Below are 19,504 nucleotides of genomic sequence, written 5' to 3'. Positions count from 1 at the left end.
GGTGCCCGCCGCCTGTATCGGCGACTTGAAAGCGCTTTCAATGTTGCGCGGACTGAGGCCAGGATGGCAACAGGGTGCGTGTGCCGGAACTCAGGGACGGGCGGACCCGGAGGTGCGCCTCCGGTGGCGATGCAAAAAGGCGCCCGCAGCGCATGGCTGCGGGCGCCGGGCCCAGCAGGTCAGGGCAGCGCGTTCAGCGCGTTGCGCACGCCGGTCGAGAACGACTGCCCATCCTTCTTGTCCCAGTTGATGGACCAGGTCATCACGCCGCTGAACGTCGGGTAGGCCACGGCAGGCTTGATCGCGCCGCATTGCGTCAGCTTGGTCAGGCAGTTCAGTGCCGCGGTGATGGTCGCGACGCTGGCCTGGCCCGAGTTGGCCGACGACGGGCCGGACGGGATGCCCAGCGACACTTGGTCCGGACGCAGGCCCTGGAAGCTGTAGGTGCCGGTGCCGTTGTTGGTCGTGAAGCCTTCGATCAGCATCTTGCTGGCGGCCACCAGCATGTCCACGCTGCCCTCGGCCAGACCTTGCGTCGCGTACGGCGTGTAGAGCGCACCGTTGTTGTAGTACTGCACGTGCAGCAGGTTCAGCTCGTTGCGCAGCCCGTCGATCAGCGGCAGGTAGGCACCCCAGATGCCGCTGTAGGCCGCGTAGCCGCCCTGCACATACGGATGCTCCGGCGCCATCGACAGGTAGAAGCTGGACCCGATGCGCGCCTTCAGCTGCTTCACGGCAGTGATGAGGTTGTTGATGACCGGCGCACCAGCCGTCACGCCGGCGCCGCTCTCCAGGTCGATGTCGATGCCGTCGAAGCCGTACTTGCGGATGATGGCCTCGACCGTGTTGACGAAGTTGGCCACGTTGGTCGCGTTGTTCAGCGTGACCGTGCCGTTCTGGCCGCCGAAGGACAGCACCACCTTCTTGCCCTTGGCGCGCGCGGCCGCGATGTCGGCGATGAACTTGGCTTCGCCGCCGGAACCCGGATCCAGGTTGAAAGTGATGCTGCCGTTGCCGCCGTCATCGGCGAACGCCACGACGATGACGTCGTAGGCATTGGGCACGTCGGCGATCGGGAAGGTCGGACCGGACGGGTTGGTGAAGTTGTGCCAGTAGCCGACCAACTGGTGCTTGCCGTTGGGAGACGGCGACGGCGCGGGACTCGGGGACGGGCTGGGAGAAGGGCTGGGAGAAGGGCTCGGGCTCGGGCTGGGAGACGGCGAAGGTGCCGGCCCGCCCGTGGTGCAGGCGCCCTGCGAGGTCCAGGGCTGGCCGCTGCCGGTGGGGCCGCTGTTGGTGGCGGGGTCGTTGCCCTGCGTCCACCAGTTGGCCTTGTAGTTGGTGGTGCCCTTGGAGGCGATGGCGCCGCCGCTGTAGGCGGTGGCAGCGACCCAGGCGGGCGCGCAGCTGCCGCTGGGGGCCGGGGCGGGCGTCGGTGCCGGCGTGGGTGCAGGCGCCGGAGCCGGTGTCGGCGCGGGGGAAGGCGACGGCGTGCCGGAGGCCGGGCCGATGTCGGTCCACAGCGACGCGTTGGTCGGGTTCCAGCCGGTGGACGCATAGTCGGTCTGGTTGACGTTGGCGCGGTACAGGCGCCCCTGGTAGGTCACGACGGTGCCGGCCGTGTAGTAGGTGTCGGGGGCCCAGGCGGGGTAGCTCTGGGCGAAGGCGGCGGTGGCCAGTGTCAGCGCGCCGGCCAGCAGCAGGGACTTGGCGCCGCGCGGCAGCGGAGGGCAGGAAATCATGGGGTCTCCAATCGACGATGGAAAAAAGCCGCCGGCCGAAGGGTCGGCGCGGCGGCGATCAGCTCAGGCGAGATAACGGCTTACTTCCAGGGTGCGTTCTGCAGCGCCGGGTCGTCCACCAGCTGCAGCACGCCGGACACCTTCTTGCCGATGGTGCCGGGCGAGCCCACGGTGGCGCTGCCGCAGGCGCCGTTGGCGGTCTTCAGCGCCTGCCACAGCATCGCGCCATCGCGCGGGTTCTTGTTGGCGAGGGTGCTGGTGACGACGGCGTTCAGGTAGCGCTCCACCGAGTACGGCTGGTTGATGGTGGTGCCGTAGCTGTTCTTCAGGATGACCGAGCCGGTGCATTGCGCATCGGCGTTGTTCACCACCAGCTGGCCGCCGGCCCAGCCCTCGGGCGCGGTCTCGAAGCCAATGGACACGATGGTGCTGCTGGGGAACAGCTGGCGGTACTGCTTCCATGCGGTCACGCCGTCGTAGTTCTCGTAGCGCGCGTCGTAGCTCATGATGTTGACGAGGTTGAACGCGGTCTTCAGCGCCGGGTAGGCGTTGACGAGCTGGCGCTCCAGACCGGCCTTGCCGCCCCAGTAGCTGACGCCCACGCCCGCGCACTGCGGGTCGTTGGCCGTCGCGCCGGTGCAGTCCGCGCCGGTGGACCAGCCGGCCACGCTGAGGATGCGGCCGCCGCCGGCCAGGTCCACGGCCTTGCGCATCGCCTTCACGGCGCCGGCATAGCCATCCAGGCCTTCGATCTCGTAGTCCACGTCCAGGCCGTCAAAGCCCACGTCCTTCATGATGTTGGCCAGCGCCGTGATCGTCGGGCCGCTGCCCGCGTGGCCTTCGGCCGACAGCGTGCCCCAGCTGTTGTAGGTGGCGCCGCCCACGGCCAGGATGACCTTGATGTTGCGGGCGTGCAGCACGTCGATGGCGGCCTTGATGTCCGAAGGTCGCCCGTTGAAGTTGATGCCGGTGCCCGACCAGTTGTTGGCCGCCATGCCGCCCCACGTGAAGTTGGGCTGCGCGAACGCCGCCACCACATGCGTGTAGTTGGCCGGGATGCGCGCGAAGTTGCTGGCCTGGAAGACCTGGTTCATGGTCTTGCCACTGGCATCAAACCAGTTGTCGCTCCAGCTCGGGTAGTAGACCGTGTAGGCGCGCGAGGTCTGCGTGGCGGACTTGGCGGCCGGGTCGGTCAGGTCCGGCGACGGCGAGGGAGCCGGGCTGGGCGACGGGCTGGGGCTCGGAGACGGCGAGGGTGAGGGCGACGGGCTGGGCGAAGGCGCCGGGCCGGTGGTGCAGGCGCCCTGCGAGGTCCAGGGCTGGCCGCTGCCGGTGGGGCCGCTGTTGGTGGCGGGGTCATTGCCCTGCGTCCACCAGTTGGCCTTGTAGTTGGTCGTGCCCTTGGAGGCGATGGCGCCGCCGCTGTAGGCGGTGGCGGCAACCCAGGCGGGCGCGCAGCTGCCGCTGGGGGCCGGAGCAGGTGTCGGTGCCGGCGTGGGCGCAGGGGTGGGAGCGGGTGTCGGCGCGGGTGTGGGGGCCGGCGACGGTGCGGGGCCGGAGGCCGGGCCGATGTCGGTCCACAGCGATGCGTTGGTCGGGTTCCAGCCGGTGGAGGCGTAGTCGGTCTGGTTGACGGTGGCGCGGTAGAGGCGACCCTGGTAGGTCACGACGGTACCGGCCGTGTAGTAGGTGTCGGGGGCCCAGGCCGGGTAGCTCTGGGCGGCCGCCGCGCCGACAGCAAAGGCGGCGGCGGTGATGACGGCGAGGCGGCGCAGCTGATGCGCGGGGATGCCGAAGTAGGGCTGCTTCATGGGGAAACGTCCTGTCTTTTGCGAAAGCTCGTGGTGGTTGGAAGGGGTTGCGACCAGCGCAACCTCTCTGCGGCTGGCCCGCCTCTCCGTGCGGGCTCTTTGAGCTGGCTTCAACTGGTATGCATCCAGTTCTCGACATCTGCCACCTCTTGAATACCACTTTGCAAACCAGCGGCGCCGCAGTCACCGGGGAAAACCCAGGGTTCATGTGACAAAACGTTGCCGGTGCCGGCGCCTGGCTCAGCCTTCGTCTCGGGTTGTCCTAGGGTTTGTGCGGCTTGGGGCTGTGCACCGGCACAGCGCACAATCTTGAAAGCGCTTTCAAACCATGTCTTCTACCCACGATCTCTCCCGCCGGCACCTGCTGGCCGCCGCACTGGGCGGCGCGTCGGCCCCCTGGCTGGGGGCGGGGCCGGCCCTGGCCGCCACCGACCGGCAGCCCCTGACCGTCGCGGCCTTTCCGCTGGTGGATGTCATCGCCAAGGACTTGCTGAAGGACTGGGGTCGCACCCACCCCGGCGTGCGCACGCACGTCATCAGCCGCCAGTACGACGACCACCACACGGCGATGACGACGGCGCTGTCCACGTCCGGCCACCTGCCCGACGTCATCGCGCTGGAGACCAGCTACCTGGGCCGCTTCTCGCTGGGTTCGGGCCTGGAGGATTTGTCCGCCCCTGCCTTCGGCGCCGAGCGCTTCAGGGACCAGTTCACGCCGTTCGCGATCGAGACGGCCCGCAACCGCCAGGGCGCCATCGTGGCCATGCCCAGCGACATCGGCCCCGGCTCGCTGTTCTACCGCGTGGACCTGCTGGCGCAGGCCGGGCTCAAGGAGGCCGACCTGACCGGCTCGTGGGACGGCTATGTGGAAGCCGGCAAGCAGCTCAAGGCCAAGACCGGCGCCTACCTGATCGGCGACGTGCGGCTGCTGAAGGACATCATCGTGCGCGGCGGTACGCCGGCCGGCGAGGGCCAGTTCTTCGACAACCAGCAGCGCCCGCAGATCACGTCGCCGCGCTTCGTGCGGGCGTTCGAGCTGGCCAAGAAGGTGCGCCAGCTGGGCCTGGATGCGCGGGTCGAAGTCTGGATGAACGACTGGGCCGAGATGCTCAAGCGCGGGCGCCTGGCCACCGAGATGTCGGGCGGCTGGATGGCCGGCCAGATGGCCAACTGGGTGGCGCCCAACACGGCGGGCAAATGGCGCGTGGCGCAGCTGCCCGAGAACACCTACTGCTCCTATGGCGGCACCTATTACGCGATCCCGCGCCGCTCCGCGCCGGAGCGCAAGCAGCTCGCCTGGCAGCTGGTGCAGGAGCTGACGCTGGACCGCCAACGCCAGCTGGACGCCTTCCGCTCGCAGGACGCCTTCCCCGCGCTGCTGGCCGCGCAGCAGGGCGACTTCTTCGACCAGCCGCTGCCCTTCCTCGGTGGCCAGAAGGCACGCCAGCTGTGGCGCGACGCCGCGCAGCGCATCCCCGTCGTCAAGATGCACAAGCAGCACAAGTTCGCCGACGAGGTCATCAACGCCGAACTGGACAACGTGCTCGAGTACGGCAAGCCCATCCCCAAGGCGCTGGAAGATGCGCAGGCGCTGCTGCTGCACAGGGCCAACCGCTGACCATGAGATTCCGCATCCCCGCCCGCTGGGCGCCCTATCTGCTGGTCAGCCCCTTCCTGATCCTGTTCACGGTGTTCGGGCTGTTCCCGCTGCTGTTCTCGGCCTGGCTGGCGTTCCAGTCGTGGGAGCCCACCAGCGGCATCGAGTCCATGAAGTTCGTGGGCCTGGACAACTTCGTCTTCGCGCTGACCGACGGCTGGTTCTGGAAGTCGCTCTACAACACGCTGTGGCTGGCCATCGTGTCGGGCGTGCCGCAGCATCTCGTCGCGCTGCCGCTGGCGGTGTTCCTGCACCAGGCCTTCGGCCGCTGGCGCGGACTGTTCTCGGGCGCCTACTTCCTGCCCTACATCACGTCGACGGTGGCCATCGCGATGCTGTTCGGCTCGCTGTTCTCCACCGACTACGGCCTTGTCAACCAAGCGCTGCACGCGCTGTTCGGCACCGAGAACATCAACTGGATGCGCTCGCCCGATGCGATCAAGCCGGCCGTGGCGATGGTGGTGTTCTGGCGCTACGTGGGCTTCAACCTCGTGCTCTATCTGGCCGCGCTGCAGACCATCCCCAAGGACCTCTACCAGGCCGCGACGCTGGACGGCGCCAACGCCTGGCAGCAGTTCTGGCGCATCACGCTGCCCAGCATCAAGCCCATGATCCTGTTCGGCGTCACGCTGTCCATCATCGGCGGGCTGCAGCTGTTCGAGGAACCCTTCATCCTGACCAACGGCAAGGGCGGCTCCGACCAGGCCGCGATGACCGTGGGCATGTACCTCTACCGCCTGGCCTTCGACTTCAGCGACTTCGGTGGCGCCAGCGCGCTGGCCTGGATCATGTTCGGCGTCATCGCGGGGCTGACCTGGCTCACGAACAAGGCGTTTGCAGACCGGCGAGGCGCGGCATGAACAAGACCTCCAAGCTGCTGGCCTACGCCATCGTGGGCATCGGCGCGCTCATCATGCTGGCGCCGTTCTACTTCATGTTCGTGTTCGCGACGCAGTCGCGCACCGACATCTTCAACGTGCCGCCGCCGCTGTTCTTCAGCACCGAGCTGCTGAACAACATCGCCGTGCTGACGACGCGGCTGCCGTTCTGGAAGAACGTCGGCTGGAGCCTGTACGTGGGCCTGATGTCCACCGCGCTGACGCTGCTGTTCTGCTCCATGGCCGGCTACGCATTCGCGCTGCTGGAGTTCCGCTTCAAGAAGGCGCTGTTCGCACTGGTCATGGGGACCATGATGGTGCCGGCCTTCATGAACATGATCCCCAGCTTCATGGTCATGGACGCGCTGGGCTGGATAGACACGCACCGCGCGCTGTACCTGCCCGGCGCCGCCAGCGCGTTCGGCATCTTCCTGATGCGCCAGTTCGCGGCGTCCACGGTGCCCAAGGAGCTGCTGAACGCCGCGCGCATCGACGGCGCCAGCGAGCTGGGCATCTACTGGCGCATCGCCCTGCCGCTGATGAAGCCGGCGCTCGGCACGCTGGGGCTGATCACCTTCATCAGTTCATGGAACAACTTCATGAATCCGCTGATCGTCATGCGCACGGCCGAGAACTACACCCTGCCGCTGGCGCTGCGCAGCCTGTTCAGCACCACGTCCACGGAGTGGGGCGCGCTGATGGCCGGGTCGGCCATCGCGACGCTGCCACTCATCGTCCTCTTCGTCATCTCGTCGCGCCAACTGATCGCGGGCCTCACCGCGGGCGCCGTCAAATAAGGGGGTCTACGAACGCTACGAGGATCGGATGCGTTGCCACTCAAAAGCCCGCGAGCAAGGCGCGGAGTCGAAGCTGGGGTCATCCCCAGCGAGGCTTCGCAACGCCGCGCGCGGGCTTTTGAGTGACAACCCTTCGGGAGAGGGTCTGTGCAGGCGCATGGCGTTGTTGTGCGCCTTGCCTGGGCATGAGCCCAGGCTGCGTCGCACGCCTAGCCCTGCGCCTGCGCAGACCCTCTCGCACCGATCCTCGTAGTGTTCGTAGACCCCACCCGCTCCATGTCATTGCACCGTCAATTTCCGCCCGATTTCGTCTGGGGCGTCGCCACCAGCAGCTTCCAGATCGAGGGTGCGGCCTTCGAGGACGGCAAGGGCGAATCCATCTGGGACCGTTTCTGCAAGCAGCCCGGCGCCATCGCCGACGCCAGCAACGGCCATGTCGCCTGCGACCACTTCCACCGGCTGGATGAAGACCTCGACCTGATCGCGTCGCTGGGCGTCAACGCCTACCGCTTCTCCATCGCCTGGCCGCGTGTGCAGGCCAACGGCTACGGCGAGTTCAACCCCAAGGGCCTGGACTTCTACGAGCGCCTGGTGGATGGCCTGAAACGCCGCGGCATCCAGGCCTGGGCCACGCTGAACCACTGGGACCTGCCGCAAGGCCTGCAGGACCGCGGCGGCTGGAACGACCGCGACACCGTGCACCGCTTCGTCGACTACGCCCGCCACGTGCAGGCCCGCCTCGGCGATCGCATCGCCGGCCTGACCACGCACAACGAGCCCTGGGTCGTCGCGACGCTGGGCAACGAGCAGGGCATCTTTGCCCCCGGCATCAAGGACCGCAAGATCGCCACGCAGGTGTCGCACCACTTGTTGCTCAGCCACGGCCTGGCCATGCAGGCGCTGCGGGCCGACGGCGCCAAGAGCCAACTGGGCATCGTGCTCAACCTCAGCTCCTGGGTGCCCGCCACCGCCATGCCCGCCGACATCGCCGCCGCCCGGCTGGCCGACGCGCATGGCCGCCGCTGGTACACCGACCCGCTGTTCAAGGGCAGCTATCCCGAAGACGCGCTGGCCGACCTGGGCGCCGATGCGCCTGTCGTGCAAGCCGGCGACATGGAAGTCATTGCCCAGCCCATGGACTACCTGGGCGTCAACTACTACACCCGCGCCGTCATGTCCGCCAGCGGCGAGGCCTGGAACGCCAAGGCGCGTGGCCTGCCGGTGTCCGACATGGACTGGGAGATCTACCCGCAAGGCCTGACCGACCTGCTGGTGGGCCTGAAGAATGACTACGCCAACTTGGCGCCGGTCTACATCACCGAGAACGGCGGCGCCTTCCCGGACAACCAGATCCAGGCCGGCGGTGTGCAGGACGACGACCGCATCGACTACCTGCGCACCCACATTGCCGCCGTTGCCAGCGCGATGCAGCAGGGCGTGCCCATGGCCGGCTACATGGTCTGGAGCCTGATGGACAACTTCGAATGGGCCAGCGGCTACCTGAAGCGCTTCGGCATCGTGCACGTGGACTACGACACGCTGGCCCGCACGCCCAAGGCGAGTGCCGACTGGTACCGCCAGTTCCTGCGCGACTGGCGTGGCTGAACACCGACAACGACAACCGGAGACAACGATGCAAGAGATCACCCGCGCGCCCGCCCCCTGGCGCGGCCTGCTGCCCGTCATCGCCGCCGCGCTGACCGCCTGTGGCGGCGGCGGCACGGCCGTCGCGGCGCCGACGCCAGCCCCCGCACCCGCAGCACCGGCCCCCGCGCCCAGCACCTGGACGCTGACCTGGAGCGACGAGTTCAACGACGCCGCCGGCACCGTGCCGAAGGCCGCGCACTGGAACTACGACCTGGGCAACGCCGAGAACAACGGCTGGGGCAACCGCGAGCACCAGTACTACACGTCGAATGCGCGCAACGCGCAGACCGACGGCAACGGCATGCTGGTCATCACCGCCGAGAAGGCCACCAACCCTGGCCCCTGCTGGCACGGCAAGCCCTGCGAGTACACGTCGGCGCGCATCCACAGCAACAACAAGGTCAGCTTCACCTACGGCAAGGTCGAGGCGCGCATGAAGCTGCCCACCGGCAAGGGCGTCTGGCCCGCGTTCTGGACGCTGGGCACCGACATCGCCACCAACCCGTGGCCGGCCTCGGGCGAGATCGACATCATGGAGTTCGTGCCGCAGACGCCCAACTCCACGTACGGCACGCTGCACGGCCCCGGCTACTCCGGTGCGCAGGGCATAGGCAAGCCCATCGACCTCGGCGCGCCGGTGGTGAACGACTTCCACACCTACACCATCATCAAGCGGCCCAACGAGATCATTTGGTACGTCGATGGCAAGGAGTTCCACCGCCTGACGCCGGCCCTGCTGCCGGCCGGCGGCAAGTGGGTGTTCGAGAAGCCCTTCTTCGTCATCCTGAACCTGGCCATCGGCGGCGACTGGCCCGGCGCGCCGGATACCACGACGCCGGCGTCGTCCAAGATGCTGGTCGACTGGGTGCGCATCTACAAGGAAAACTGATCGCGCGGCCCGCCTGGTGAAGCCGGCGGGCCCTGCATCAACCGCCGGTGTGCCGGGCCATTGCGGGCGCCGGCGTTGCCGGCACCTTCACGCTGCCCGCACTGCTGCCGCTCCATGCAACGTCTGCTTCGCACCCTGACCTTGATCGCCGGACTGCTCAGCGCAGCGGCCGCGTTTGCCGTCGAAGTGAAACTCCCCTTCGGCCACCTCGTCACGCCCGACGGCGTGGCGCTGCTGAACCGCGAGGAGAAGCCCGACAAGGCCGGCAACCCGGCGGGCATGGCCGTGCTGTCGCGCACCGACGACCCGAAGGCCATCTTCATCCTCGTGTGGAACTACGCCGAGCCCGATCCGGCCAAGCCCTATGACCCGCTGGACGGCGCGGTCAAGATCGGCAATCCGTTCGACAAGAGCCTGACCCGGGATGCCGCCAAGCCCGCGCTGGTGGGCGGCGTGGAAGGCGGCCGCTACGAGGGCAAGCTGCCCAACGGGCAGCGCGCCATCAGCTATGTGGCCGTCAAGGACGGCCACCGCCTCGTCGTGCTGCTGAAGGGGCCGCCGGGCAGCCCCTACAAGGAGCTGACCGACGCCTTCGCCAAATCGGTCGAAGGCTTTGTGTGGCAGGCGCCGGCCGCGCAGTAGCGGCCGGCTTCCGGCGCGTCGCGGCGCTCGCCGGCACCGACGGATAGGAAGAGGACGTTCTGGCGGGCATGCAGTTTGCCGGTGGCCGCAGCCGGGTGCATGTGGACATTCGGCCTATGCTTGCCCACTGTTCTCTCCCGAAGCTCAACATGCAGTTCGCCCCGTCAGAAGCCCTGTCCCTCGGCCTGGAGCTGGAACTCCAGATCGTCGACCCTTCGACCGGCCAGCTGTCGGCGTCTGCGCCGAGGTTGTGCCAGCAGTTGCAAGAGACGCCGCAGGGCCGGCATTACGCGCTGGAGGCGACGCGCTCCACCATCGAGATGAATTCGTCGGTGCAGCACGATGCTCAGGCGCTGCGCACCGAGATGCACGCTCTGGTCGGGCAACTGCAGGACGTTGCTTCGGCCGAGGGACTGGCCGTGCGCGGTGGCGGCACGCACGTGGCGCAGTTCTGGAACGAGCGCATCCTGACCGCCACGGACCGCGCCCACGTGTTGGACCGGCGCTTCGGCTTTCTGCCCAAGCGCTTCTCCACCTACGGCATGCATGTCCATGTGGGCATGCCCGACGGCGAAACCGCGCTGCGCGTGGCCAATGTGCTGCAGGCACACACGCCGTTGTTCATCGCGATGGCCGCGGCGTCGCCCTTCCTGCAGCACGGCGACTCGGGCTTCGCCGCCTGCCGGCCGCTGGAGCCGCTGGTCTACCCGCATGGCGGCCCCATGCCGCACCTGTTCGACTGGGCGCACTTCGAGTCGCTGGTGCACGAGCTGTGCGCCACCGGCATCGCCGAGACGCTGAAGGACATCTACTGGGACGTGCGGCCCAAGCCCGAGTTCGGCACGGTGGAAGTGCGCGTGTTCGACACACCTCTCAGCGTGGACAAGGCCGTCAACCTCGCCGCGTTCACGCGCGCCATCGCCGCACTGGCGCTCGCGGGCACGCTGAAACTGCCGCAGCCGCGCCGGCACGTGACCGAAGGCAAGGTCAGCCGCTTTCTGGCCTGCCGCGACGGCCTGCAGGCGCGCCTGTTCGACCCCGTACGCGCCGACTGGGTGACGGGGCGCGACTGGGCGCTGGACCTGTGCGCGCGCATCGCCGCCGAGCGGCCCACCCCCACTGACCAGGCCGCGCTGCAGGCGCTGGCCGACGGCCTGGCCGGCGAGGAAGACCATGCCCGCATGCGCGCGCTGTGGATCGGCCTGTCGCCCAGCGGCGAGCTGCCCAGCGGCGGCGCACCCGACACCGAGACTCTGGCCGCGTACTCCGCGGCTGTGTGCAAGCAGTTGCGCGGGTAGATGGCCACCGGTCGGGGCGCGGCCATGCCGTGCAGCCGGCCCCATACTCTGCGCAGTCCAAACCCGGCCCTGGCGCCGCCTTCGTTCATGTCACTGATCCGTCACGCCTTTCTCGCCGGCATCGCTTTGTGCGCTGCCGCAGCCGCCCATGCCGCCGACGTGCCCGCCAGCGTCGAAAACTCCGTCGTGAAGATCTTCACCACATCGCGCCTGCCTGATCTCGTGCGCCCCTGGAGCAAGAGCGCGCCGCGCGAATCCACCGGCAGCGGCGTCGTCATCGAGGGCCGGCGCATCCTGACCAACGCGCACGTGGTGCTGTATGCCAGCCAGGTGCAGATCCAGGGCAACCAGTCCAGCGAGAAGATAGGCGCGCGCGTCGAGTTCATCGCGCCGGGCATGGACCTGGCCGTGCTGAAGCTGGAGGACGAGTCCTTCTTCGACAGCCGCCCGCCGCTGAAGCGGGCCTCGCACCTGCCCGCGGTCAAGGACGCCGTGATGGCCTACGGCTATCCCACGGGCGGCTCTGGCCTGTCCATCACCAAGGGCATCGTGTCGCGCATCGAGTTCACCGGCTACAACGCGGCGGTGGCGGGCCTGCGCATCCAGATCGACGCGGCCGTCAACCCCGGCAACAGCGGCGGGCCGGCGCTGGCGGGCGAGGAGATGATCGGCCTGACCTTCGCGCGCCTGGGCTCCGGCGACAACATCGGCTACATCATCCCCAACGAAGAGGTCGAGCTGTTCCTGGCCGACATCGCCGACGGCCGCTACGACGGCAAGCCGGCGCTGTTCCAGAGCATGCAGCCGCTGCAGAACCCGGCGCTGCGGGCCTTCGCAAAGGTGCCCAAGGGCCAGACCGGCGTGCTGGTCAGCGACCCGCTGCCCGAACCCGGCAACCCGTTCAAGCCATGGGACGTGCTGACCCATGTCGGCGACGTGCCGGTGGATGACGAAGGCATGGTGCGCATCGGCGAGCAGCTGCGCGTACGCGCGCCCTATCTGCTGCAGAAGCTGGCCAAGAACGGCACGGTGCCCATGCGCGTGCTGCGCGGCGGCCAGAGCGTGACGCTGCAGGTGCCGGTGCGCAACGAGCCCAACCTGCTGGTGCCGATCTCGCTGAAGGGCGAGTTTCCGCCCTACTTCATCTACGGCCCGCTGGTGTTCTCCACGCCCACGGTGGAGCAGATCAGCGGCCTTGGCGCAGGTGCCCTGGGTGCGGCCCGCGCCGGCAACCCGCTGGTGACGAAGCTGAACGAACGCCCGGCGTTCCCCGGTCATCAATTGGTGTTCGTCAGCTCGCCGCTGATGTCCCACAAGATTTCGCGCGGCTACACCAACCCCATGCTGCGCGTGGTGGAGAAGGTGAACGACACGCCGGTCAAGAACCTGGTGCATCTCGTCGAGCTGCTGCGCGACGCGAAAGGCGAGTTCGTCGTGTTCGGCTTCGCCGGCGAAGGGCCGGACACGCTGGTGCTCACACGCGCCGAGGTGGCTGAGGCCACGCAGGCCATCCTGGAGGACAACGGCATCCGTGCTCAGGGCTCTCCCGAGCTGCTGAAGGTCTGGGGTCGCTGAGCGCCAAGCAAAAAAGGCCCACCCTGTCCGGGTGGGCCAAGGGACGCGGCGGGAGGATCCGCGTCCTGGGAGTCCCGGTGCTCAGAAGCTATGGCGGATGCCGGCCACGACTTCCGTCAGGTTGCGGTCGTTCACCGTGGTCAGGCCCGCCGGGATGGCACCCGCCGCGCGGCTCACATAGCCCACGCCGTCGTTCTTGAAACGCGTGACCGAGCTGTACAGCGCCGTGCGCTTGGACAGGTCGTACTGGTAGCCCACGCCGAAGGCCTGGGTCTTGCCGTCCGCCAGCGCGCCGTCGTTCTTGCTTTCGACGTACTGGCCCTTGAACAGGTGCTGGCCCAGCCGGTAGCTGGCGCCCAGCCAGTAGCCCTGGCCGTCGCGGTCGGCCGCGCTGCGGTCGTCGACCTGCATGACACCACCATTGAAGCGGAAGCTGTTCCAGTCGTAGGCTGCCGCCGCGGACACGGTGCGCAGGTTCTGGCCCAGCGCGTCGGCCTTGTCGTCCACCAGCGAGACCATCGCGTCCACGCCGTGGCCCGTGTACCGGCCGTAGATGTCGGCGACGCGGTTGTCGGTCGTGCCGCCGGCGACCTCGCCCATGCCCCACAGCGCACCGGCGCTGAAGCCGCCGTAGTTGACGCTTTCCAGCTTCACCGAGTTGTTGACGCGCGCCGGGCCGCCGTTCGCAGCGGCGGAGACGTTGCCGCCGCGCACCGGCTCATAGCCGCCGAAGCCGCCGATGACGGCCGTGCTGGCGCCGGTGCCGACGTTGGAGAACTGGCTGAACTCGTTGGTCAGCGTGTAGATGCTGCCGTATTGCCGGCCCAGCGAGACCTTGCCCCAGGGCGTGCCCAGGCCGACGAAGGCCTGGCGGCCCCAGAACGCGTTCTGGCCATACGTGCCGTCATCGACATTGATGCCGGACTCCAGTGTGAAGAAGGCGCGCAGGCCGCCGCCGAGGTCTTCATTGCCGCGCACGCCGAAACGCGAGCCGGACAGGCCGCCGGATTGCACGCGCGTCTGGCGCGCCGCGCCGTCCAGCACCTGCACGTTGGCGTCGAGGATGCCGTACAGCGTCACCTGAGGGCCGCTGGACTGGGCGAAGGCGGCGGAGCTGGCAGCCAGGGCCAGCGCGGACAGGGCAAGGATCTTGGTCTTCATGGTCAGGTCTTTCGATCAACTGTCGGGTCACCGGTGGGTGACCGCTCACAGGCCGGCACATCGGGGATGGACCGGAGATCAAAAGACCGCGACGCCGGAACGGACTGTTCCGGATTCGTCTTCAATGGCGCGCTGGCACCGCGTTAACGTTCGCGCGGCTCAGTCGCGTCGGAACGCGATGTCCACGTCCGCCGTTCGCGCCTGCGGCAGCGGCGCGAACTGCCATTGCAGGATGGCTTCGGTGGCAGGTCTTGCCAGGCGGCGCGGCACGCCCGGTGCGGCTTCGGCCTGGCTCACCCTGCCGTCGGGCTGCACGGTGAGGCGCACGCGCACATTGCGCGAACCGGCGCCCAGCGTGGCCTGGACGTCGGGCGTCAGCACGGGCGCCACGAAATGCTGCATGCGCAGCGGTGCCTCGTCGGGGTCGTCGTCGTCCGGTTCAGCCGGCACAGCGGGCGGAGTGCTGACGGGTTCTTCGCGCGGCAGCGTGGCGGCGGGTGGTGCCTGCCAGGTGCCGGGTGCGGGCTCCGTGGCCTCCTGCTTCGGGGCGACGGTCTCCGCGAGTGCCGGGCTGGGCGTGACGGGCTCGGTTGGCTGCGTTGCGGCGATGGCCGGTGCGGGCGTGGCCTGGGCGGGCCGGTCAGTGCGCGCCGCAGGTTTGGCGGGTGCGCGCGGTTTGCTGGCGCCCGCGTCCGCCGCCGGCTTGCTGCGGATGGTGTGGAACTTGATGACGCTGAACACCCGCTCCGCTTCTCGCTGTGCGCGTTCCTCCGCCGCCGTGAGCGCGGCGGGACTGATCTGCGCCGTGGCCAGCAAGGGCAGGGCCAGCGACAGGGTGGTCAGCAGTCTGGAGCGTGAGGGCATGGTTGGGGTTCGGCAGGGGCCGGCGATTGCAGCAGCTTTTCATGACAGTCTCGCAATTGCCGTGCCGGCCCCGCCCCTTCAGACCTCCAGGCGGTCTCCCGCGGCGTCGAACCACAGCGTCTTCGTCGCATCGAAACCAAAGCTGACCTGGGCGCCGTCCGCCACCTCGGGCTGGCCCGGCAGCACGGCCGACACGGTGGTGCCGGCGCTGCGCATCCAGACGACATGCTGGTTGCCCAGCGGCTCGACGAGCTGGATCTCGGCGGTGAAGGGCCGGCCCGCGCCCAGTTGCACGTTCTCCGGCCGCACGGCCAGCGTCAGCACCTCGCCCTGCGGGCGCGACGCCAGCGCAGCCGGCAGCGGCAGCGTCAGCGCGGGCGACACGAAGCGGCCGCCTTCGCCCACCTGGCCCTCGATGCGGTTGATGGCCGGCGAGCCCACGAAGCCCGCCACCAGCAGGTTCTTCGGCTTGTCGTAGACCTCAGCCGGCGTGCCGATCTGCTGGATGACGCCCTGGTGCATGACGACGATGCGGGTGGCCAGCGTCATTGCTTCGACCTGGTCGTGCGTCACGTAGATCATCGTGTTGCCCAGGCGGCTGTGCAGCAGCTTCAGCTCACGGCGCAGGTCGGTGCGCAGCTTGGCGTCGAGGTTGGACAGCGGCTCGTCCAGCAGCAGCACCTTGGCCTCACGCACGACGGCGCGGCCGATGGCCACGCGCTGGCGCTGGCCGCCGGACAGCTGGCCGGGCCGGCGGTCCAGCAGCGGGCCCAGCTGCAGCATGTCGGCCGCCGCGGCCACGCGCTTCTCCAGCTCGGCCTTGGGCGTCTTGGCCATCTTCAGCGGGAAGGCCAGGTTCTCCTTCACCGTCATCGTCGGGTACAGCGCATAGCTCTGGAACACCATGCCCACGCCGCGCTGGCTGGGCTCGGCGTGTGTGGCGTCCTTGTCGCCGATGTGGATGCTGCCGCCGCTGACCGGGTTCAGCCCGGCGATGGTGTGCAGCAGCGTGGACTTGCCGCAGCCCGACGGGCCCAGCAGCACGAGGAACTCGCCGCTGTTGACGTCGAGGTCCAGCCCCTTGATGACCTCGTGGTTGCCGAAGCGGATGTCGAGGTCCTGGATGTGCACGCGGGTCAAGGTTGTCTCCTGTTGTCGGTATTGAGCGTCAAGATGCCGGCGAGCGTCTGCTGCGCCGTCTGTGCGGGAATGTCGCGGTTCCAGAAATCGCTGACGGCACGTTCGAGCGCCGTCAGCTGTTCGGGCGTCAGCAGCGATTCGGCATTGGGCACCAGCCGGCCGGCGTCGCGCAGCGCGGTCGCGCCGATCTGCGCGCAGGCGTCCAGCGTGCGGGTGTCCAGATCGGTGCGCACGGGCACCGAACCCTTGCGCGCGTTGAAGGCCAGTTGCGTGGCCGGTGCGGTGGCCACGCGGGCCAGCAGCTGTTGCGCGGTGCGGGCGGAGCCATCACGGTCCTTGGGGAACACCAGCACGTCGCCATCGACGATGTAGGGCGCGCGCGGCGACAGGCCCGGCGTGCAGCCGAAGTCGCGCCCCGGCTGCAGGCCCGCCTGCAGGAACTCGGCCTTGGCCCAGTCGCCCATGAAGGCCAGGCCCGCGCGGCCGCTGGCGACCAGCGCGGTCGTGTCGGCCCAGCTGCGGCCGGGCGAGGCCTTGTCGACATAGCGGCGCAGCTTCTTGTAGCTCACCAGCACGTCGCGCAGCGCGTCGCCCTGCAGCGCGGCGGGGTCGCGGTCGCGCAGCACGGCCAGGTACAGCTCACGGCCACCCTGGTTGGCCAGCATCGCGACGAACAGCGCGCGGTCCTGCCAGGGCTGGCCGCCATGGGCCAGCGGGATCAGGCCGGCGGCCTGCAGCTTGTCCAGCGCGGCGAACAACTCGTCCATGCTGCGCGGCTCCTGCTTCACGCCGGCCTTGGCCAGCGCGGCCTTGGAACTCCACAACCAGGCCGGCATGTGGATGCTGATGGGCACCGCGTAGATGTGGCCGTCGATGCGCACCGCATCCAGCAGCACGGCGGGCAGCACCTGGGCCCAGCGGCCATCGCGCGCCACGTCGTCCATCGCGGTGAGCCGGCCCTCGCGCGCCAGGCGCTGGAAGCTGCGCGACGGGTTGAACTGCGCCGCCAGCGGCGGGTTGCCCGCCGCCACGCGCTGCAGCACCGCGGCGCGCGCCTGCTCGGACGCCGTCACGGCCAGGTCGCGCCACTGGCCGCCGGCGGCGCGGTAGGCATCGGCCAGCGCATGCTTGGCGGCGGTCTCGCCGGGCGAGGTCCACCAATGCACCACGTCCGCCGCTGGCGCGGCCACAGCGGCGCACGCAGCGAACAGCAGGGCAGGGGCCAGCATGCGCGGAGAGAGCATGCCGGCATCATTACTGATTATTAATAGTCTTAATATCGTATTAACCATGAGCGCGGCCGCCGCTACAGTCGCGCCATGAACCTGCTGCTTGCCGAAGACGACCCCGTGCTGGCCGACGCGCTGCAGCAGCAGTTGTTGAACGCCGCGTTCAAGGTCGAGTGGGCCGAGAACGGTGCCGTGGCCGAATACCTGCTGAAGAAGCAGGACTTCGACATCGCCGTGCTGGACCTGGGCCTGCCGCTGGTGGACGGCCTCACCGTGCTGAAGCGTGTGCGCGACGCCGGCCGCACGCTGCCCATCCTGGTGCTGACCGCGCTGGACGCGCTGGAGCACCGCGTGGCCGGGCTGCAGGCCGGCGCCGACGACTACCTGACCAAGCCCTTCGACTTCCCCGAGCTGGAGGCGCGGCTGCAGGCGCTGCTGCGCCGCAGCCGGCCGGCCACGCAGACGCAGCAGCTGCGCCAGCTGACGCTGGACCGCGCCGCGCGCCGCGCCAGCGTGGCGGGCCAGGCGCTGGAGCTGAGCCCGCGCGAGTGGGCGCTGCTGGAGCTGCTGGTGGCGGAGCGCGACCGCGTCGTCACCAAGGCGCAAATCGTGCAGGCCTGGAGCGGCGATGGCGACGAGGCCAGCGGCGGCTCCATCGAGGTCTACATCCACCGCCTGCGCAAGAAGCTCGAAGGCTCGGGCTTGGCCGTGCGCACCGTGCGCGGGCTGGGCTATCTGCTCGAAGCCGCGTCATCTTGAAGCGGATCGCCGGTCGTTCGCTGCACCGGCAACTGCTGCTGTGGCTGCTGCTGCCGCAGATCGTGCTATGGGTCGTGGCCGCCTTCGGCGCCTACCGGCTGGCCACGCGCCACGCCGATGAGCTGACCGACGCGTCGCTGCTGCAGGCCGCCCGTGCGCTTGCGCGCCAGATCCGGCCCACGGCCAGCGGCCTGTTCGTGGACCTGCCGCCCTCCGCGCAGGACATCCTGGCCGCCGACCCTGAGGACCGCGTCATGTACATGGTCAGCTCGCCGCCGGGCCAGCTGCTGCTGGGCGATGCGCGCATGCCCGCGCCGCCCCACAGTGCGCCGCTGGGGCAGCCGCTGTACTTCGATGCCACCGTGCCGGAACCCATGCGCGTCGTGTCGCTGGACCTGCACCTGGCCGCCGCCGGCGCCGCGGAGGCGACGCTGCGCGTGCAGATCGCCCGCTCCAGCGCGCCGCGCGAGCTGCTGGCGCGGCGCATGTTGCTGGATACGGCGCTGCCGCTGTCGCTGCTGATCGCGCTGATGAGCGTGGGCGTGTGGGCCGGCATACGCCGCGGCCTGCGGCCGCTGGCCGAGCTGCAGGCGCAGATGCAGGGCCGACGCGCCGACGCGCTGGACCCGGTGCAGCTGCGCGCCGCGCCGCCCGAAGTCGGCGCGCTTGCCGGCGCCGTCAACGAACTGCTGGACCAAGTGCAGCAGAACCTGCAGGCGCAGCGCCGCTTCATCAGCGACGCGGCCCACCAGCTGCGCACACCGCTGGCGGGGCTGAAGAGCCAGACCGAGCTGGCGTTGCAGGAAGCGACCGATCCGGCGCTGCGGCAGCGGCTGGAGCGTGTGCACGAGAGTGCCGTTCGCGGCGCGCGGCTGGTGTCACAGCTGCTGGTGCTGGCGCGCGCCGAGCCCGAGGCGGTGGCGGCACAGGGCTGGGCGCCGGTGGACTGCGTGCGGCTGGTGCGGGACGTGGCGGCCGAGCAGGTGCCGCGTGCGCTGGCCGCCGGCTGCGATCTGGGTGTGGAGCTGCCCGACGAGGGCTTGCAGGTGCAGGGCGTGGAACTGCTGCTGCGCGAGGCACTGGTCAACCTCATCGACAACGCGGTTCGCTATGCCGGCTCAGGTGCCGCGATCACCGTGCGGCTGCGCCGCGTGGGCGACGACCTGTGGCTGGACGTGGAGGACAACGGCCCCGGCCTGGATCCGTCCCTGCGCGAGCGCGCCTTCGAGCGCTTCGTGCGCGGCGCCGCGCATGGCGAGGGCTGCGGCCTGGGCCTGGCCATCGTCCGCGAGATCGCGGAGCAGCATGGCGGCAGTGCGCAACTGTTGCCTGCGGCGCCGCGAGGTTGTATCGCTCGATTGACCTTGCCCCTGTACCGGCCCAGTCCGCCCTGACTGGCGACAATCGAGGCTCTG

Annotated in this window: 16 protein-coding genes; 10 read left to right on the top strand and 6 right to left on the bottom strand. The window is 69.2% G+C overall.

Annotation, left to right across the window (positions count from 1 at the left end; translation table 11 throughout):
• Positions 1 to 179: 179 nt before the first annotated feature.
• Complete coding sequence (locus J2X21_RS14395) at positions 180 to 1,742, bottom strand: chitinase (RefSeq protein WP_310329734.1); 1,563 nt, start codon at positions 1,740 to 1,742, stop codon at positions 180 to 182.
• Between the two features lie 80 nt (positions 1,743 to 1,822).
• Positions 1,823 to 3,553, bottom strand: a complete 1,731-nt coding sequence (locus J2X21_RS14390) for a glycosyl hydrolase family 18 protein (protein ID WP_310329731.1) — start codon at positions 3,551 to 3,553, stop codon at positions 1,823 to 1,825.
• Between the two features lie 328 nt (positions 3,554 to 3,881).
• Here J2X21_RS14390 and J2X21_RS14385 point away from each other — a divergent pair, with 328 nt between their 5' ends.
• The 8 genes from J2X21_RS14385 to J2X21_RS14350 all read left to right on the top strand — a co-directional run bounded on the left by J2X21_RS14385 (position 3,882) and on the right by J2X21_RS14350 (position 12,936).
• Complete coding sequence (locus J2X21_RS14385) at positions 3,882 to 5,171, top strand: ABC transporter substrate-binding protein (protein ID WP_310329729.1); 1,290 nt, start codon at positions 3,882 to 3,884, stop codon at positions 5,169 to 5,171.
• Between the two features lie 2 nt (positions 5,172 to 5,173).
• Positions 5,174 to 6,070, top strand: coding sequence for a carbohydrate ABC transporter permease (locus J2X21_RS14380; RefSeq protein WP_310329728.1), 897 nt, complete (start codon positions 5,174 to 5,176; stop codon positions 6,068 to 6,070).
• Positions 6,067 to 6,885, top strand: a complete 819-nt coding sequence (locus tag J2X21_RS14375) for a carbohydrate ABC transporter permease (protein WP_310329726.1) — start codon at positions 6,067 to 6,069, stop codon at positions 6,883 to 6,885. Before J2X21_RS14380 ends, J2X21_RS14375 begins: the two co-directional genes overlap by 4 nt.
• Before the next feature lie 276 nt (positions 6,886 to 7,161).
• Entirely contained in the window at positions 7,162 to 8,490 is a 1,329-nt protein-coding gene (locus J2X21_RS14370; RefSeq protein WP_310329724.1) for a GH1 family beta-glucosidase, read from the top strand.
• A 28-nt stretch (positions 8,491 to 8,518) separates the two neighbouring features.
• Positions 8,519 to 9,421, top strand: a complete 903-nt coding sequence (locus J2X21_RS14365; protein WP_310329722.1) for a glycoside hydrolase family 16 protein — start codon at positions 8,519 to 8,521, stop codon at positions 9,419 to 9,421.
• 114 nt (positions 9,422 to 9,535) lie between these two features.
• A complete protein-coding gene (locus tag J2X21_RS14360; protein ID WP_310329720.1) occupies positions 9,536 to 10,063 on the top strand; it encodes a hypothetical protein in 528 nt (175 codons plus the stop codon).
• A 149-nt stretch (positions 10,064 to 10,212) separates the two neighbouring features.
• The gene (locus J2X21_RS14355) at positions 10,213 to 11,361 is read left to right on the top strand and encodes a YbdK family carboxylate-amine ligase (RefSeq protein WP_310329718.1); all 1,149 of its coding nucleotides are present in this window, start codon (positions 10,213 to 10,215) and stop codon (positions 11,359 to 11,361) included.
• 87 nt (positions 11,362 to 11,448) lie between these two features.
• Positions 11,449 to 12,936 (top strand): S1C family serine protease, encoded by a 1,488-nt coding sequence (locus J2X21_RS14350; protein WP_310329716.1) that lies wholly within the window; start codon positions 11,449 to 11,451, stop codon positions 12,934 to 12,936.
• 81 nt (positions 12,937 to 13,017) lie between these two features.
• Here J2X21_RS14350 and J2X21_RS14345 read toward each other — a convergent pair whose 3' ends face one another.
• The 4 genes from J2X21_RS14345 to J2X21_RS14330 form a co-directional block, all read right to left on the bottom strand.
• Entirely contained in the window at positions 13,018 to 14,097 is a 1,080-nt protein-coding gene (locus J2X21_RS14345; RefSeq protein WP_310329714.1) for a porin, read from the bottom strand.
• A gap of 159 nt (positions 14,098 to 14,256) precedes the next feature.
• Positions 14,257 to 14,961 carry an energy transducer TonB gene (locus J2X21_RS14340; RefSeq protein WP_310329711.1) on the bottom strand — a complete coding sequence of 235 codons (705 nt, stop codon included), beginning with the start codon at positions 14,959 to 14,961 and terminating at the stop codon, positions 14,257 to 14,259.
• Positions 14,962 to 15,039: 78 nt separating this feature from the next.
• The gene (locus tag J2X21_RS14335) at positions 15,040 to 16,092 is read right to left on the bottom strand and encodes an ABC transporter ATP-binding protein (RefSeq protein ID WP_310330061.1); all 1,053 of its coding nucleotides are present in this window, start codon (positions 16,090 to 16,092) and stop codon (positions 15,040 to 15,042) included.
• A gap of 5 nt (positions 16,093 to 16,097) precedes the next feature.
• Positions 16,098 to 17,345, bottom strand: a complete 1,248-nt coding sequence (locus J2X21_RS14330) for an ABC transporter substrate-binding protein (protein ID WP_310329709.1) — start codon at positions 17,343 to 17,345, stop codon at positions 16,098 to 16,100.
• A 75-nt stretch (positions 17,346 to 17,420) separates the two neighbouring features.
• Between J2X21_RS14330 and J2X21_RS14325 the strand changes: the two genes are divergently transcribed.
• Both J2X21_RS14325 and J2X21_RS14320 read left to right on the top strand, forming a co-directional pair.
• Positions 17,421 to 18,089 (top strand): response regulator transcription factor, encoded by a 669-nt coding sequence (locus J2X21_RS14325; protein WP_310329707.1) that lies wholly within the window; start codon positions 17,421 to 17,423, stop codon positions 18,087 to 18,089.
• Positions 18,086 to 19,483 carry a sensor histidine kinase gene (locus J2X21_RS14320; RefSeq protein ID WP_310329705.1) on the top strand — a complete coding sequence of 466 codons (1,398 nt, stop codon included), beginning with the start codon at positions 18,086 to 18,088 and terminating at the stop codon, positions 19,481 to 19,483. The genes J2X21_RS14325 and J2X21_RS14320 overlap by 4 nt, the downstream gene beginning before the upstream one ends.
• Positions 19,484 to 19,504: the final 21 nt, after the last annotated feature.

Origin of the sequence: Roseateles asaccharophilus, from assembly GCF_031458115.1 — a bacterium.
Taxonomy (GTDB): domain Bacteria; phylum Pseudomonadota; class Gammaproteobacteria; order Burkholderiales; family Burkholderiaceae_C; genus Pelomonas; species Pelomonas asaccharophilus_A.
Note: the sequence above shows the minus strand (reverse complement) of the source record. Positions and strands in the feature narration are given on the sequence as shown.